At 60.7% G+C, this 15391-nt stretch carries 15 protein-coding genes and 1 pseudogene; 10 read left to right on the top strand and 6 right to left on the bottom strand.

All coding sequences use genetic code 11. The features are described 5' to 3' along the window. Window positions 1–90 precede the first annotated feature (90 nt). A complete protein-coding gene (locus LD28_RS0105270) occupies window positions 91–669 on the bottom strand; it encodes an O-methyltransferase (protein WP_033135961.1) in 579 nt (192 codons plus the stop codon). A gap of 287 nt (window positions 670–956) precedes the next feature. Here LD28_RS0105270 and LD28_RS0105265 point away from each other — a divergent pair. Together LD28_RS0105265 and LD28_RS0105260 are read left to right on the top strand one after the other, a co-directional pair. Beyond that, window positions 957–2251 (top strand): annotated as a pseudogene (locus tag LD28_RS0105265) (DEAD/DEAH box helicase). Between the two features lie 99 nt (window positions 2252–2350). Further along, on the top strand, window positions 2351–3001 hold the full coding sequence (locus LD28_RS0105260) for a DUF2913 family protein (RefSeq protein WP_033135960.1): 651 nt from the start codon (window positions 2351–2353) through the stop codon (window positions 2999–3001). Between the two features lie 99 nt (window positions 3002–3100). On the opposite strand, the gene LD28_RS0105255 is transcribed toward LD28_RS0105260, so the two are convergent. Genes LD28_RS0105255 through LD28_RS0105245 form a run of 3 tightly spaced genes read right to left on the bottom strand, consistent with a single transcriptional unit; the run spans window position 3101 to window position 5890 of the window. Further along, window positions 3101–3340: a FeoC-like transcriptional regulator gene (locus tag LD28_RS0105255; RefSeq protein ID WP_033135959.1), complete on the bottom strand. Its 240-nt coding sequence runs from the start codon at window positions 3338–3340 to the stop codon at window positions 3101–3103. After that, window positions 3337–5607: a Fe(2+) transporter permease subunit FeoB gene (gene feoB / locus LD28_RS0105250; protein ID WP_033135958.1), complete on the bottom strand. Its 2271-nt coding sequence runs from the start codon at window positions 5605–5607 to the stop codon at window positions 3337–3339. The genes LD28_RS0105255 and feoB overlap by 4 nt, the downstream gene beginning before the upstream one ends. A 55-nt stretch (window positions 5608–5662) precedes the next feature. After that, the gene (locus LD28_RS0105245) at window positions 5663–5890 is read right to left on the bottom strand and encodes a FeoA family protein (RefSeq protein ID WP_033135957.1); all 228 of its coding nucleotides are present in this window, start codon (window positions 5888–5890) and stop codon (window positions 5663–5665) included. Window positions 5891–6009: 119 nt separating this feature from the next. Between LD28_RS0105245 and LD28_RS0105240 the strand changes: the two genes are divergently transcribed. The 8 genes from LD28_RS0105240 (at window position 6010) to LD28_RS0105205 (ending at window position 12300) form a co-directional block, all read left to right on the top strand. Further along, window positions 6010–6339 carry a translation initiation factor gene (locus tag LD28_RS0105240; RefSeq protein WP_033135956.1) on the top strand — a complete coding sequence of 110 codons (330 nt, stop codon included), beginning with the start codon at window positions 6010–6012 and terminating at the stop codon, window positions 6337–6339. A gap of 246 nt (window positions 6340–6585) precedes the next feature. Continuing rightward, window positions 6586–7143 carry a TMEM165/GDT1 family protein gene (locus LD28_RS0105235; RefSeq protein WP_033135955.1) on the top strand — a complete coding sequence of 186 codons (558 nt, stop codon included), beginning with the start codon at window positions 6586–6588 and terminating at the stop codon, window positions 7141–7143. A gap of 153 nt (window positions 7144–7296) precedes the next feature. Next, window positions 7297–8235 (top strand): DUF2157 domain-containing protein, encoded by a 939-nt coding sequence (locus tag LD28_RS0105230; RefSeq protein WP_033135954.1) that lies wholly within the window; start codon window positions 7297–7299, stop codon window positions 8233–8235. Beyond that, entirely contained in the window at window positions 8228–9232 is a 1005-nt protein-coding gene (locus LD28_RS0105225) for a DUF4401 domain-containing protein (protein ID WP_033135953.1), read from the top strand. Before LD28_RS0105230 ends, LD28_RS0105225 begins: the two co-directional genes overlap by 8 nt. Beyond that, complete coding sequence (locus LD28_RS0105220) at window positions 9229–9738, top strand: GDYXXLXY domain-containing protein (RefSeq protein ID WP_033135952.1); 510 nt, start codon at window positions 9229–9231, stop codon at window positions 9736–9738. The genes LD28_RS0105225 and LD28_RS0105220 overlap by 4 nt, the downstream gene beginning before the upstream one ends. A gap of 71 nt (window positions 9739–9809) precedes the next feature. Further along, window positions 9810–10556, top strand: a complete 747-nt coding sequence (locus LD28_RS0105215) for a substrate-binding periplasmic protein (RefSeq protein ID WP_033135951.1) — start codon at window positions 9810–9812, stop codon at window positions 10554–10556. Between the two features lie 130 nt (window positions 10557–10686). Then, on the top strand, window positions 10687–11433 hold the full coding sequence (locus LD28_RS0105210; protein ID WP_033135950.1) for a substrate-binding periplasmic protein: 747 nt from the start codon (window positions 10687–10689) through the stop codon (window positions 11431–11433). Between the two features lie 111 nt (window positions 11434–11544). Beyond that, window positions 11545–12300, top strand: a complete 756-nt coding sequence (locus tag LD28_RS0105205; protein WP_033135949.1) for a substrate-binding periplasmic protein — start codon at window positions 11545–11547, stop codon at window positions 12298–12300. A gap of 71 nt (window positions 12301–12371) precedes the next feature. Here LD28_RS0105205 and LD28_RS0105200 read toward each other — a convergent pair whose 3' ends face one another. Further along, the gene (locus tag LD28_RS0105200; RefSeq protein WP_033135948.1) at window positions 12372–13727 is read right to left on the bottom strand and encodes an 8-oxoguanine deaminase; all 1356 of its coding nucleotides are present in this window, start codon (window positions 13725–13727) and stop codon (window positions 12372–12374) included. Window positions 13728–14426: 699 nt separating this feature from the next. After that, on the bottom strand, window positions 14427–14735 hold the full coding sequence (locus LD28_RS0105195; protein WP_033135947.1) for a hypothetical protein: 309 nt from the start codon (window positions 14733–14735) through the stop codon (window positions 14427–14429). Between the last annotated feature and the right edge of the window lie 656 nt (window positions 14736–15391).

Raw genomic sequence — 15391 nt, 5'->3', positions numbered from 1 at the left:
GCGGGGCACACCGCTCATTCATGACGAACAAAATACACTGCCAGCCCGATACCAAATTCGATCCATCACCTTGTTACAAACGCACCACCGTTACAAACGCACCACCAGCCACTCCCCCTTGCCGACCGGCACCAGCGAGGTGGCAAAAGCAGAGTCCTGCGCAACCTCGTTCATCCAATCCTCCATCTCGCTGCGATGGGAGTTGGCGTTATCGACCACCAGCAGGCCGCGAGGCGCCAACAGGCGGCGGATCTGCGGCCACCATGCCCGGTAGTGCTGACGATCCGAATCGAGGAAGATGAGCTGATACCCGGCTTGCGGCAAGGTCGGTAACAGCTCGCCCGCATCCCCTGCCAGCAGGGTGATCCAGGGGGCCAGCCCTGCCCGCTGAAAATTGTCATGGGCCAGCCCGCGCTTATCCTCATCCAGCTCAATGGTGGTAACGTGCCCCTCCAGCCGACGCACTGCCTCTGCCAGCCAGAGTGTGGAGTAACCATTGGAGGTGCCGATCTCCAGCACGGCCTGCGCCCCGCGGGTGTGCACCAGCACTGCCAGCAGCTCCCCCGTGTCACGGGTGATGTTGAGCAGCTTGCGGCTACGTTCCTGCTGCTGGCTATCATTGCGCTCGCCAAGCTGCTCCAGCTGGCGTTTTAACTGTTCCAGTTCCATCGATATCCCCTTTCATCCTTTGCCAAAACCGCTCGCCCACTCCTCTTGGCTTGGCCTTTGGGAGTCAAATGATTGCTTTTACACGCCATTCAGACCGCAAGGATGAGAAAAGGACAACCATTTGAGGCAGAATTTGTGACGTCTATCTGTTACACTTCGCGCCCGCCATTTTCCGGCTCACTCTCTGACTTGATGTCAGGCGCAGCCGTCGGTGGTTACAACCTCCGTCTCGCTCATGCCGAGCTAACCAAGCCAAACACAGCCCAGCTGGAACACAGGAACCCATTATGAGATTTGAATCGTTCGATTTTGCCCCCGAGATTTTGCGTGCTGTCTCAGATTGCGGTTATCAGGAGATGACCCCTGTGCAGCAACAGGCGATCCCGGCCATTCGCCGTGGCCGCGATGTGCTGGCCAGCGCCCAGACCGGTACCGGCAAGACAGCCGCCTTCGCCCTGCCCATTTTGCAGCGTCTGGTAGACAATCCGGCTCCGGCCCAGCCTTCCAACGCCCGGGTGCTTATCCTCACCCCGACCCGCGAGCTGGCGGCTCAGGTGGCGAGCAACATCAATGACTTCGCCAAGTATCTCGATATCACCACCATCACCATCGTTGGCGGTGGCAAGCAGGACGTGCAGGCCCGGAAGCTGAAAGCGGGCGCCCACATCATTGTGGCCACCCCGGGCCGTCTGCTGGAGCACCTCACCGCCTGCAACCTCAGCCTCTCCGGTGTCGAGTGTCTGGTGCTGGATGAAGCGGATCGCATCCTCGACATGGGCTTCAGTGCCGATGTGCAGAAGATCCTGCAAGCGGTCAGCAAGACCCGTCAGAACCTGCTCTTCTCCGCCACCTTCTCCGACGCGGTGAAGAAGCTGGCCAACCTGATGCTGGACCGCCCGCAGATCGTCAGCGTCAACAAGCAGAACTCCACTGCCGACACCGTCAGCCACACCGTCTATCCGGTCGAGCAGAAGCGCAAGCGCGAGCTGCTCTCCGAGCTGATTGGCAAGCAGAACTGGCAGCAGGTGCTGGTGTTCGCCAGTACCCGCGAGAGCTGTGATCTGCTGGTCGAGGAGCTGAACCTCGACGGCATCAAGTCCGCCGTGGTCCATGGCGAAAAAGCCCAGGGCAACCGTCGCCGCGCCCTGCGCGAGTTTATGGAAGGCAAGGTGCGGGTACTGGTCGCCACCGAAGTGGCCGCCCGTGGTCTGGACATCCCGGATCTGGAATACGTGGTCAACTACGATCTGCCGTTCCTGGCGGAAGATTACGTGCACCGCATCGGCCGTACCGGTCGTGCCGGCAGCGCGGCATGGCCATCTCCTTCGTCAGCCGTGAAGAGGAGCGTACCCTGCTGGAGATCGAGGCCCTGATCGGCCAGAAGATCCGCCGCATCATGGTGCCGGGCTACGAGGTGAGCAGCCGTGACGAGCTGATCAAGCAGTTGCAAGAGCGTCGTCGCTTCGGCAAGCGCCCGCAGCGTGAAGATAACGCCGTGGCCCAGGTGATGGCCGAAGCCAAGCTGCAGGGTCAGCGCCTCAAGCGTCTGGCTGCGGCCAAGAAGCCCCGTCAGCCGAAATAAGGCGCGCAGGCTGCTTTATTGAACCGCAAAGGCGCCACTGGCGCCTTTGCCATCTCTGTCATCGGTGTTGACCTGTGGTGGTCAACTCAAGGATTGCTTATGACCTCTCCTACCTACAATCAGGCCCTGTTCGAGATGGCCACCCAGAGCCTGGCCGAACTGGCCCGCACCGCCGAACAAAAGGCTGGCAAGCGCACCCCGGCGCAAGAGAGCCACTTTCTCTGCACCTGGATGGCCGACTCCCTCAAGGAGAAGCGCTTCTCCCGCCTGGTGATGGAAGATTTGAAAGATTGGGTGCAGCTGGGCCGCACCCTGGGTGCGGGCGCCGATCTCAAGGGGCTGCTGGAGCGCATAGCTTTCCAATACCAGTGCGCCATGAACCACCCACAGCAACTGGGCGCCAAGCTGGCGGCGCTGCTGGAAGAGCTGGCAGCGGCAGGCTGGCTGGTGCTGACCGAGAGCGAAGTGAACGCCAAGCTGCGCCTGCAATCGGGCGGTCAGGCCAGTCTGGTGATAAGTCATAGCGAGTATCAGGGCCATATCGAGGCGGGCGAGCTTATCAAGCCCCTCACCCTCTATGTGCGCGGTGACGAGAAGGTGCTGGCCGAGGCGGCGTTCAAGCACGGTCTGCTGCTGAGCCAGGGCAACAAGAAAACCACCCTGGTCAAGCACCACAAGGCCTACCGGCTGATGCCGGACAACGCCCAACCGGCGCTGGCACTGCTGAGCGAGGCTCGCCAGAGCGTCTGATCCCGCCAGTTTGCAGCAATAAAAACGGCAGCCCCTCATTTTATGCAGGGTCTGCCGTTTTTTATTGTTCGATTTTCCGTGATGAGGTTTAGTGGTCGTTTAACGGATCTTAATACCAATCTGACCCGGTGCACACCACTCGAACATCACCTCCTCACTCTTGCCGCAGCAGCTACCGCTACAGACCCGACTCTCGCGCTTGATGACCCGCCCCTTGCGCATCCAGACGCCGAGCATGGCCTCCACCGCATCTTCCGAGGTGTGGAAGTGGCGAGCCAGCTCACGCCGGCTCACCTTCTGCTGCGCGGCGAGGTAATCCCCCAGCTCACGCAGGATCATAATGCCACCACCTTGCGGGCGACGATGTCACCGTGACGACGACCCGCCCACCAGAGCAGTAACAGGGAGAGGCAGTAGCTCGCCACCCAGAACAGGCTCTGCTCGGGGTGAGCGGCGAAGGTCGCCAGCTGATAGAAGATGGTGGCGCACATAAAGGCCATGTAGTTACACCAGGCGGCGGTAAAGAGCGCCCACTGACGACCGGTCTCGCGCACCAACGCCCCCATGGCGGCGGCACAAGGCATGTAGAGCAGCACGAACAGCAGGTAGGCAAAGGCACCGGCCGCCCCGTCGAAGTGGGCCTGCATGTTGCCGTAGGTGGAGACATCCACCTCCTGCGCCGCGGCTGCCGCTTGCTGGTCGTCGAGATTGCCCACCGCGAGACCCATCGGGTCAGTCGGGTTGATCTCCGCCAGATTGGTGGCCACGGCATCCACGGCCTCATGGAAACTGGCGACAAGGGAGAACTCGCCCTGCTCTTCATCTGCGCCACCACCGGCGTAGAGGCTGTTGAGGGTCCCCACCACCGCCTCTTTGGCAAAAATGCCGGTGACGATGCCGACCGTGGCCTGCCAGTTGTCATCGCGCACACCGATGGGGTGCAGCACCGGCGTCACCGCCTGGCTTAACTTGCTCAGCACCGAACTCTCCTGATCCTGATGGCCGAAGCTGCCATCGGTCCCCAGCGAGTTGAGCACGCTCAGCACGGCGACCACCAGCACGATGGTTTTACCGGCGCCAAAGACGAAAGACTTGAGCTTCTGCCAGGTCTTGATGGCGACGTTGATCGGACGCGGTACCTCGTAATCCGGCATCTCCATTAGCATGGAGTCACTCTTGCCCGGCAGCAGGGTGCTGCGCAGCAACAGGCCGGTGAGCACCGCCACCACAATGCCGATGAGGTAGAGACCAAATACCAGGTTCTGACCCGACTCGGGGAAGAAGGCCACGGCAAACAGGGCGTAGACCGGCAGACGAGCACTGCACGACATGAAGGGGGCCATGGCGGAGGTCATCAACCGCTCGCGCTCGGAGTTGAGGGTACGGGTCGCCATCACCGACGGTACGGTACAGCCAAAACCCATCAGCATCGGCACAAACGCCTTACCCGGCAGGCCGAGGCGGCGCATCAGGGCATCCACCACAAAGGCGGCACGGGCCAGATAGCCAGAACTCTCCAGCACCGCGAGGAACAGATAGAGGCAGCTAATCACCGGAATAAAGGTGGCGACGGTCTGCAAACCGACCCCGAAGCCGTCAGCCAGAATGGCGCCCAGCCAGTCGGGGGCGTCGACCAGCCCGAGCAGGTGGTGAACCCCGTCCACAAACAGGGCGCCACCCATGATGTCGAAGAAATCGATAAAGGCGCTGCCCACCTTGATGGCGAACATGAACATCAGGTACATGACAAACAGGAAGAAGGGGATGCCGATCCAGCGGTTGAGCAACACCCGATCGAGCTGCTCGCTCTGGGCAATGGTGAGCTTGCCCTTCTGCTGGCAGGCCTGACTGGCCCACAGATGGATGTGGCCATAACGAATGTCGGCCAGTTGCAGATCGATATCCTGCCCCTGATGGGCACGGGTGACCACGTTATTGGCGGCGGCCTGCTGGCCGGGCAACAGGGTCTCCTGCATCACCGTATCCTCCTCCAGCAGGCGCAGGGCGCGACCGCGGGTGGTGAGGTGGTGCGGGGCGAGCAGGGTCTCCAGCTCTGCCAGATCCTTTTCAAGGTCACTGCCGTAGTCCAGCATCAGCGCCTGTTGGGACTGTCCGATGAAGCCGTGGATCTGGCTCTTGAAGGCAGCAACCTGCTGACGATTGTGGGCCGAGAGTGCCACCACCGGGCAGCCGAGGGCCTGACCCAGCAGCGTCTCGTTAAGGATGATGCGGCGCTTTTTCAGGATATCCATCTTGTTGAGCACCACGATCATCGGCAGCCCCAGCTCGCGCAGTTGCAGCGTGAGATAGAGGGAGCGCTCCAGATTGGCGGCATCGATGACGTTGAGCAGCAGATCGGGCTGCTGGCCCTGCACGAAGCGGCTGGCTATCTGCTCGTCCAGACTACTCTCCTGATTGGCCAGACTGTAGATGCCGGGCAGGTCCATCAGCTTGTAGTCGTGACCATCGGCGGAAAACTCGCCCATCTTCTTGTCGACGGTGACCCCGCTCCAGTTGCCCACCTGCTGGCGGGCACCGGTCAGGGCGTTGAACAGGGAGGTCTTGCCGCTATTGGGGTTGCCGACCGTAACCAGGGAAAAATTCATACCAGCGCTACCTCTATTTTCTGCGGAACCGGACGCTTGTGGCTGGACAAGTGACTCATACCGGTTCGACCTCGATTTGCTGTGCCAGGCTCTTTTGCATGGAGAGACAGATCCCCTGACACTGGATCTGGAGCGGATCCCCCAGCGGGGCGGATCGCAGGAAAATGACTTCAGTCTGGGGCAACAAGCCCATCACCATCAGCTTGCGACGCAGCGGCCGGGACAACTGGTTCATATTCTTGATGCGAGCACTCTGTCCCGGTGACAACTGCGTGAGTACCATGACTGACTCCTGAAGTTAAACAATAATAATTCGCTTTTACTTGAGGCATTATAAGCTGTGTCTTCAACTTTTATTTGAGTAAAATCAAACTCCGCTTAGCTAACCCATAAAGTATTGCCATGAGTCACGACCACAACAGCCGCCTCGTTTACAGCACAGATGGCGGCATGATCAAGGAGCAGAGCGCTCCGCAATCCGCCTCCCCCTTCCCTGCTGACGGCACCGTCCGCATTCGCCGCGAGACCAAGGGGCGCAAGGGCGCCGGGGTGATCACCATCCACGGCGTGCCCGCCGATCAGCAGAAATCCCTGGCCACCTTGCTCAAGAAAAAGTGCGGCACCGGTGGCGGTATCAAAGAGGGCGTTATCGAGATCCAGGGGGATAAACGGGACCTGATCAAGGCCGAGCTGGAGAACGCCGGTTTCAGCGTCAAGCTGGTGGGTGGCTGACCCCCTTGTCACCCATACTGTTTTTCCCTAGAATGCCCGCTCCCATCGAGGGGGAGTAGTCTCGCATACCGGATCCACATCGGTCTGCGACCCTGATCAACATACTTGGTGCCAACTCACCATGGTCAGGGTGATCCATGCCAGTCATGGATTTGACAAGACCTTTGACGGGCCAGTGCCAAAACCGGGGACGGATGGCGCAGGCTTGTCTTTGGTTTATAACAATTCCGTCCCCCGGTCATATTTATGGAAGCCTTGTTAACCTCAACCCTCAGCGTCGCCATTGCCGAAATCGGCGATAAAACCCAGCTGTTGGCGTTGCTGCTCATCTGCCGTTTTCGCAAGCCCTGGCCCATCATCGCCGGCATGCTGGCAGCCACCCTGCTCAACCATGCGGGCGCCGCCTGGATTGGCGAGTTCATCAGCCGCTGGCTCGATCCCAAGGTGATGACCTATCTGGTGGCGGTGGCCTTTATTGCCATGGCGATCTGGATTTTGGTGCCGGACAAGATGGATGACGAGGAGAGCTCGCTGGATAAATACGGCCCCTTTATGGCCACCTTCGTGCTCTTCTTCATCGCCGAGATCGGTGACAAGACCCAGATCGCCACCGTACTGCTGGCCGCCAAGTATGACTCGCTGGTGCAGGTCATTACCGGTACCACCCTCGGCATGATGCTGGCCAACGTACCGGTGGTGCTGATCGGCAAACTGGGGGCGGACAAGCTGCCGCTCAAGGGGATCCGCATCGCCTGCGCCATCCTCTTCGTTGGCCTCGGGGTGAGCACCCTGATCTTTGCCTGATCGCCCCGGCGCTGTGCCCAAGCCCTCCCCTGTGGAGGGCTTTTTTGTTTGCTGCGCAGAGCGGCGTCGCAGCGCAGCAGCTGCGCGGTAGGGGGCAGTGCACGGTTGCGGGTGCCTCATGCCATAATGGGGCAAACCTCGTGGAGCCCCCCCATGCACAACATATCAAGAGAGACGCTACTCGAATGGGTCAAACAGGGACGACTGGCACCAGAAAAGCTGGCTGCCGCTCGCACCCTTGCTGACTTGCCGCCTGCCCCGGCGCGCTGGCAGTGGCTGTTTGACCGGCTGCTGCTCTGGCTCGGTGCCCTTTGTATCGGGGCCGGACTGGTCTTCTTTGTTGCCTTCAACTGGCAGGAGCTGGGCCGGGTCTCCCGCCTTGCCCTGCTGGAGGCGCCACTGCTCGCCATGCTGCTTCTGCTGTGGCGCAAACCCCTTGGGGATACCCCCCGTCAGGCGCTACTGATCGCTATCGCCCTCAATATCGGCGCCCTGCTGGCGCTGGTGGGCCAGACCTACCAGACCGGTGCCGATCCCTGGCAGCTGTTCGCCACCTGGGCACTGATGCTGGTGCCACTGGCGGCATTTGGCCAAAGCCCGCTGCTCTGGACCTTAAGCTGGCTGCTCGGTCAGCTGGCGCTGGTGCTCTACTGGCGGCTCGGCCTGTTCACGATCTTCTTTACCTTCGATGAGGAGGGGCTGGGCTGGTGCCTGACCCTGCTCAACGCCGCCCTCTGGGGTCTGCTGCTGCTCGCCCCCGCCCGCTGGCGCCTGATGCCGAGCTGGCTGGCGGGCCTGGCTGCGGGTCTGGGGGCCACTTTGCTCACCCTGTTGGCACTGTTTGATGCTGCCTCCCCGCTGGTGTGGCCGCTCTGGCTTGGCTGGCTGGCCGCGGCCTATGCCCTGTGGCACCACAGATTTATCGCAGGACTCGCCATGGGGTGCCTGAGCCTGATTGCCGTCATCCTCGCCGCCCTTGGTAAATGGATGAAGCCCGATATCAACGGCTTTTTGCTGCTGAGCCTCATCGCCATCGGACTCTCGGTCGCGGCCGCCCGCTGGCTACAACAACAACGGAGGTCTCATGAGTGATCTGACCCTTTGGCAAGCGCTGCAACAGGCCAATCTGGTGGAAGGGGAGATGCCCCGTGACACCCAGCCCCACTGGTCGAGCCGTTTTCTGCTCGGGCTGGTGGGCTGGATTGCCGCCCTGTTCCTGCTCTTTTTTCTCTTTATGACCTTCGATCAGCTGACCCGCGAGGCCAACAGCGCCCTGCTGCTGGGGGCCGTGCTGCTGGCGGGGGCCTACGCCCTCAATCGCAGCCAGCGCGGCGATCTCTGGGATCAGTTCGTACTGGCACTCACGCTGGCATCCGATGCCTGGCTGCTCTATGGCCTGATCGATCAGATAGATCACCATCACGCCCTGCTCTGGTTTGGTCTGTGCCTGCTGTCGCTCGCTATCGCCGTGCTGTTTGATCACTGGCTGGTGCGGCTGTTTCACAGCGTGGCGGCGGCCCTGCTGCTCACCCTTGGCCTTGCCTGCCTCGGGCTGCAACTGCTGGCGCTGCCGCTGGTGATGACCGCCATCACCGTCTGCTGGCTACAGGCAGACAAGGATCCAGAGCGCCATCAGCTCTACCACTCCATCACCCTGGGGCTGGCCCTCTCCCTGCTGGTGCTGGGCCGTCTGCACCACCCGCTGTGGGATGGCGGCAGCAGCGTGCTCGACGAGCTGGGGCTTTCACGCCTGCCGCTCTGGCTCAATCCGCTGCTCTGCGCCGCCCTGCTGCTGGCGGTGATGGTGAAACTGAAGCTCCCCCTGCTGTTTGGCCTGCCGCTGGTGCTGATCAGCGCCATCATCCCCGGCATGGGGGCTGGCGCACTGGTGCTGATCCTCGGCTTCCATGCCGGCAGCCTTGGCCTGATGACCCTCTCTGCCCTGCTGTTGCTGGGCTATGGCGCCCTCTACTACTACGATCTGGGGCTTACCCTGATGACCAAATCCTGGCTACTGCTGGGCTCTGGCATCCTGCTACTGGGGGCCCGCCAACTGCTCACCACCTTCGCGGCAAGGAGCGACTCATGAAACCCGTCACCCGACAGCTCGCCCTGTTGCTGAGCGGCCTCGCCATTGTGGCGGGCATCAATGCCACCGTCTGGCGCTATGAGCGCGCCATGACCAGCGGCGAAATGGTGCTGCTGCGACTCGCTCCGGTCGATCCCCGCTCCCTGATGCAGGGGGATTACATGCGGCTGAACTATGAAATTGCCCGCGAGCTGGCCAGCAGCAGCGCCCGTGACAAGGGCCACGACCCCTTGGTGATCCGCCTCAATGCCCATCAGGTGGCAAGCCTGGTGGCCGATGGCAAACCGGATCAGCTCGCCAGCGATGAGCGGCTATTGCAGGTGCACCAGAGCGATCGGCAGTGGCAGATCGGCCCCGATGCCTACTTCTTTGAAGAGGGTACAGGAGATCAGTACCAAGTGGCCCGCTACGGCGAGTTCCGGCTACAAGGGGATGGCAAGACCCTGCTGGTAGGGCTGCGGGACGAGGCCTACCAACCCGTAGGGAAGGGCCGCACCCGCTGGTAATGGCAGTGAGTGGCTATTTACTCTGTTCATGGTCACACTCAAGAGAAGGTTGATCGCTAAGGATGTTCCCAATGAGGATATGGCTGATCTGTCATCTGTTGCTGCTCTGCTGGGCCTCGGCGGCCCGGGCCGATCTCGGCAAGCTCGAGTATCTCACCGAAGAGTATCCCCCCTACAACTACAGCGATGCGCAAGGCCAGCCCACCGGTCTTGCGGTCGAGCTGCTGCAGATGATCTGGAAAAACAGCGGGGTCACACCACAACCCATCCGCATCCTTCCCTGGGCGCGGGGTTATTACTTGCTAACCCAGAAGCCCAACGTGGTGCTCTTCTCCACCGCCCGCACCGAGGCGCGAGAGGCGCTCTTCAAATGGGTGTGCCCCATCGGCTACTCGGAGTACATCCTGCTGGGCCGCAAGACCCAGAACATCACCCTCACGTCTGTCGATGAGATGAGCAAGTACCGGATAAGCGCAGTACGCTCCGATGCGGCCGAGCAGTTGCTGCTCAACAATGGCATGGATGACAACAACATCATCCCGGCCAATCGCCTCAATCAGGCGGTGAAGATGCTGCTCTCCGGTCGGGCCGACCTGCTTGCCACCAGCAAGCTGGCTGGATACGACGCCATCCGCGAGCTCAAGCTCAGCAGCGACGACTTCAACGTGGCCATGGTGCTGAGCGCCGAACAGCTCTGCTACGCCTTCAGCCGCCAAGTGGATGATGACGAGATCAGCCGCTTCCAGCATGCGCTGACCCTCGCCCTCGCCTCAGAGGAGTTTCGGACATTACAGGCCAAATACCTGCCGCTGCGCTGAGCACTCACCAACCCGATGGGCAGCAAGACGCTGCCCATTTTATTGGCGAAAGAAGCAATAGAGGTGGCTGGCTATTCCCGCCGCGAGCAGTCAAACTGGTCTACATAATTGATTGTGAAGGATCTTTCCCGTGCGGCCATGGCACTTACCTCCTCTGCTACTGCTCTTGTTGGCCTCCCTCGCGCAGGCAGAACCGGGCAAGCTCGAGTACCTCAGCGAAGTCTCTCCCCCGTTCAATTTCAGCGATGAACAGGGGCAGGCAACGGGTCTGTCGGTCGAACTGCTGCAGATGATCTGGAAAGCGCGCGGCGTTGCGCCCCAGCCGATCCGCATCCTGCCCTGGGCCCGGGGCTACAACCTGCTGCAACAACAACCCAATGTGGTGCTGTTTGCCACCGCCCGTACCCCGCAGCGGGAGCCGCTCTTCAAGTGGGCCTGCCCCATCGACCATTCGGAGTTTGTGCTGCTGGGACGCAAGGCCGACAACATCACCCTCGGCTCGGAGGCGGAGATCAGCCACTACAAGGTCGGGGTGGTGCGCTCCACCGTATCCAAACAGTTGTTGCTCGATCGCGGTATCGATGAACGCAACCTGATGCTGGCCAACCGGCTCACTCAGGCGGCCAAAATGCTCACCTCCGGCCGCGCCACGCTGTTTGCGACCAACAAACTGGTGGGCTACCAGACCCTGCTGCAACTGGGCTTCAAGCCTGACGACTTCAACGTCGCCTTCGTACTGGATGCCAAACCGCTCTGCTACGCCTTCAGCCGTCAGGTCCCTGACAGCGAGATCGCCCTCTTTCAACAGGCCCTGACCCACGTCGTCGCCTCACCCGAGTTTGTGACGCTGCAGGCCAAATACCTGCCAATGCACTGACTCCTTTCGCGCCACCCGCGCAATGTGGGCAAACATGGCGCCGGACCTTGGCGAAATTGGCCTGCTTGGTCACACTTGAGCATAAGTATTCCCCTGAGCAGGATGGAAAAAATGAAACCATGGATTGGATTGGCCGCGCTTCTCCTTGCCACCGTTGCCCAGGCTAGCCCTGAGCTGGGCAAGCTTCACTACCTGACCGAGGATTACAAACCCTATAACTACGCCGACAAGTCCGGCAATCCGACCGGCTTTGCGGTGGAGCTGCTCAAGCTGGTGTGGCAGAAGACCAACACCCCGGAGCAGCCCGTCACCATCATGCCCTGGGCCCGTGGCTACTACCTGCTGACCCAAAAACCCAACGCAGTGCTCTTCTCCACCGCCCGCACCCAGGCGCGCGATCCCCTGTTCAAGTGGGCCTGCCCCATCGGTTACGCCGAAATCGTGCTGGTCGGGTTGGCGGATCGCAATATCAACATCACCAAGCTCGACGATGCCAAAACCCTCAATATCGGGGCGGTACGGGCCGATGTGGGCGAGCAGCTGCTGCTCAACAACGGCTTTGACGAGACCAAGATCATTGCCGCCAACCGCCTCTCCCAGGCGCTCAAGATGCTCACCTCCGGCCGGGTGGACATGGTCTCCACCAACAAGACCACCATGGAGCAGCAAATTCAGGAACAAAAACTCGACCCCGCCAAGTTCAAGGAGCAGTGGCAGCTGAGCTCGGAGCAGTTCTGCTACGCCTTCAGCCATCCGGTGAGCGACGATCTGGTCAAGGAGTTCCAGAATGGCTTGACCCAGGTGCTGGCAGGCAGCGAATACCCACTGCTGCACAACAAATACTTTCCCGCCCCCGCCGCCAAATAGCGGCGCAGCGCAATAAATCAACAAGAAGGGGCCCACCGTGGGCCCCTTCTCTTTTAGCCATTTGCTATCCCCTAGCCGCGCACCAGCGCCGCAGCCGCCACCTTGTGACGAGCGATCAATTCCTCGATATCGAGCCCCTCGATGGCGCCATCCACTACCCGCCACTTGCCGCCCACCATCACCCGATCGGCCCGCTCGGCGCCGCACAAGATCAGCGCCGCGATGGGGTCATGACTGCCGCTAAAGCGCAGATCATCGAGCTTGAACAGCGCCAGATCCGCCTGCTTGCCGGGCTGCAACTCGCCGAGATCGCTGCGCCCGAGCAGCTTGGCGGAGCCAGCGGTCGCCCACTCCAGCACCTTGCGCGGGGTAATGCGCTCGGCGCCGTAGCGCAGCCGCTGCAGATAGAGCGCCTGACGGGCTTCTTGCATCAGGTTCGAGGCATCGTTGGAGGCCGAGCCATCCACCCCGAGCCCCACCGGCGCACCGGCCGACTCCAGATCCAGCGTCGGGCAGATGCCGGAGGCGAGCCGCATATTGGAGACCGGGCAGTGACACACCCCGGTACCCGCCGCCCCCAGCCGCGCAATCTCGTCCGGATTGAAGTGAATGCCGTGGGCCAGCCAGGTGCGATCCCCAAGCCAGCCCACCTTCTCCAGATAATCGACGGTGCGCAGGCCAAAGCGCGCAAGGCAGAACGCCTCCTCATCCAGCGTCTCCGCCAGATGGGTGTGCAGCCGCACATCGAGCTCGGCCGCGAGTCTGGCGCTCTCCACCATGATCTCCTCGGTCACCGAGAAGGGGGAGCATGGGGCCAGCGCAATCTGGATCTGCGCCCCGGCGCCCCGCTCATGGTACTGGCGCACCAGCCGCAGACTGTCATCGAGGATCTGCTGCTGCCCCTGCACCGTGTGGCGCGGCGGCAAGCCCCCCTCATCCTCGCCAAGGCTCATGGAGCCGCGGGTCAGCATGGTGCGCATGCCAAGCTCACGCACCGCCGCCACCTGAATATCGATAGACTCCTCCATCCCGCGCGGGAAGAGGTAGTGGTGATCCGCCGCCGTGGTGCAGCCCGAGAGCAGCAGCTCCGCCATCGCCACCTTGCTCGCCAGCGCCAGCGCATCCGGCGTCAATCTGGCCCACACCGGATAAAGCGTCTTGAGCCAGGGGAAGAGCGGCTGATTGACCACAGGCCCCCAGGCGCGGGTCAGGGTCTGGTAGAAGTGGTGGTGGGTATTGAGAAGGCCCGGCAGCACCACATGGTCGCGGGCATCGAACAGCTGTTCGCACGGCTTGGCAGGCTGTTGGCCTGCCGCCAGCACCTCGCTTATCAGGCCGTTTTCAATCACCAGCCCGCCGCGACCATCGACGGCCTCGGGGGTAAAGGTGGCAAGGGGGTTTTTGATCCAGATACGGGTAGCGGACATGGCCGGCGCCTCCATCAGTGCAACATAGGGGTGAGCCAGCTCAGTTATACCCTGTCTGCTGATCCAGAGGCGGCGCTGCGCCGCAGTGGCCACAGTCTACCGAGCGGCGCCAAAAAATCTGTGATCCCCGTTTTGAATCAAGGTGATAACCACGGATTGCCCAACGCGGGCAACCGCACAAGATTTACCCAACAATTAATCAATCAGTAATTAACAAAAGCGTGTGTCAGCGCAAAAAATCACTCTTTTCTGATAGTTAACTCACCAAAACCATAGATAAGACCACTCTGGCTCCGTAAGATGGCGGCGGGCGTCTGTTGACCCCTTTTCGTGATCAATGGTCAACGGCGCAATGTGGCAGCGACAGTCAGGGGCGGTAGCAACTTTAACGGCGTCCAGCCGAACTCCCGCACCTGCGGCAAGCGGGTAGGGCGCAATAAGCACAGCGCATTGCACCTCCCCTTGCGGGAGAGCGGTAGGGTGCAATAAGCGCAGCGCATTGCACCGCGGTAACCATCCCCTCCCCCATGCGGGTAAGACGCATGGCGCAATCCGCACAGCCTGTTGCGCAGCAATCCAACCCATGTCGAATAGCGGTGCAATTCACTTCGTTCATTGCACCCTACGGTACGGGTCACTGGCTGGCCGGATGTCGATGCCGTTTGGTTCAACACCCGTCGCCACTGGGCATGCTCAGCGTTATTTGACCCGCATCAGGCGGTGGCGGATGTCACCCAGCTCGAACTGGATCACCTGAGATCGCTCCATGGCATCTACCCGCTGCAGCATATCGGGGTCGTACTGCTTGCGCCGCATCCACTGCATGGGCTCTTCGAAGCTGCCCTCATTGACGATAAAGGTATCTGTGTAGGTGTCGTTCACTATGCTGACCACCCAAATGCGCTGCTGAAACTCCGAGAGTTCGGCAAAGAGCGCGGCCCCGCGAGTCGCGAGCCAGCGCCCTGCCCGGGTGATCCTGTTGTTACTGTCGACGAGCCGGTTTGCCATAACTGATAAGGGTTGGATAAGAAAACGGTTGGGCATCCTAGCATCTAGGGGGATGGGGCACCAAGCAACAGGAGGGGTCGCCCCCTCCCCTCGGGTTACGATCCCCTCTCCCCTTGCGGGAGAGGGTTAGGGTGAGGGGTCGCCAACAGCGTTGGCATGGCTTCGCCAGTAGGGTCGATTAGCGAAGCGTAATCGTCCGCGGCAACAGTCCCCTGTCTATTCGGGGCAAAGATCGGGCGGGTTGTTATCTCAAAGCCACCCCCTCACCCACCCCATGGTGAGACCAGATTATCGCGCCTATGCAACAGACATTATCGATATGGTTGCACAGGTGAAAAAATCATGGTGGGTACAACAGCAAGCGGCAGATATCCCGGTTTTATATTGAAGGCCCGACAGTGAGTATTTCACCGAAATAACACCTTATCTCTCGAACTCTCGATTATGTTTCGTTAATTTAGAGACTAATTATTTTTATGCCTATTGAGAATAGTTATGCTTCACACTAAAAAACCTAGAGAACAAAGTGGTAGAGATTCATTTAGTCGATATAAGGCTCAAATCAGATCTGCCGGTATTGCATCCCTATCCATTCTAGAAGGTAATGAAATTGATAGAGTATATTGTGATTTACATGATGACTTTGTAATCAGAAA

This window comes from Aeromonas finlandensis (assembly GCF_000764645.1).
Taxonomy (GTDB): domain Bacteria; phylum Pseudomonadota; class Gammaproteobacteria; order Enterobacterales; family Aeromonadaceae; genus Aeromonas; species Aeromonas finlandensis.
The sequence above is the reverse complement of the archived record's forward strand: the minus strand, read 5'-3'. Positions and strand labels throughout refer to the sequence as shown.

Coding starts and splice junctions, on each gene's coding strand:
- LD28_RS0105270 (WP_033135961.1), bottom strand. CDS start 669: ATGGAACTGGAACAGTTAAAACGCCAGCTGGAGCAGCTTGGCGAGCGC.
- LD28_RS0105260 (WP_033135960.1), top strand. CDS start 2,351: ATGACCTCTCCTACCTACAATCAGGCCCTGTTCGAGATGGCCACCCAG.
- LD28_RS0105255 (WP_033135959.1), bottom strand. CDS start 3,340: ATGATCCTGCGTGAGCTGGGGGATTACCTCGCCGCGCAGCAGAAGGTG.
- feoB (WP_033135958.1), bottom strand. CDS start 5,607: ATGAATTTTTCCCTGGTTACGGTCGGCAACCCCAATAGCGGCAAGACC.
- LD28_RS0105245 (WP_033135957.1), bottom strand. CDS start 5,890: ATGGTACTCACGCAGTTGTCACCGGGACAGAGTGCTCGCATCAAGAAT.
- LD28_RS0105240 (WP_033135956.1), top strand. CDS start 6,010: ATGAGTCACGACCACAACAGCCGCCTCGTTTACAGCACAGATGGCGGC.
- LD28_RS0105235 (WP_033135955.1), top strand. CDS start 6,586: ATGGAAGCCTTGTTAACCTCAACCCTCAGCGTCGCCATTGCCGAAATC.
- LD28_RS0105230 (WP_033135954.1), top strand. CDS start 7,297: ATGCACAACATATCAAGAGAGACGCTACTCGAATGGGTCAAACAGGGA.
- LD28_RS0105225 (WP_033135953.1), top strand. CDS start 8,228: ATGAGTGATCTGACCCTTTGGCAAGCGCTGCAACAGGCCAATCTGGTG.
- LD28_RS0105220 (WP_033135952.1), top strand. CDS start 9,229: ATGAAACCCGTCACCCGACAGCTCGCCCTGTTGCTGAGCGGCCTCGCC.
- LD28_RS0105215 (WP_033135951.1), top strand. CDS start 9,810: ATGAGGATATGGCTGATCTGTCATCTGTTGCTGCTCTGCTGGGCCTCG.
- LD28_RS0105205 (WP_033135949.1), top strand. CDS start 11,545: ATGAAACCATGGATTGGATTGGCCGCGCTTCTCCTTGCCACCGTTGCC.
- LD28_RS0105200 (WP_033135948.1), bottom strand. CDS start 13,727: ATGTCCGCTACCCGTATCTGGATCAAAAACCCCCTTGCCACCTTTACC.
- LD28_RS0105195 (WP_033135947.1), bottom strand. CDS start 14,735: ATGGCAAACCGGCTCGTCGACAGTAACAACAGGATCACCCGGGCAGGG.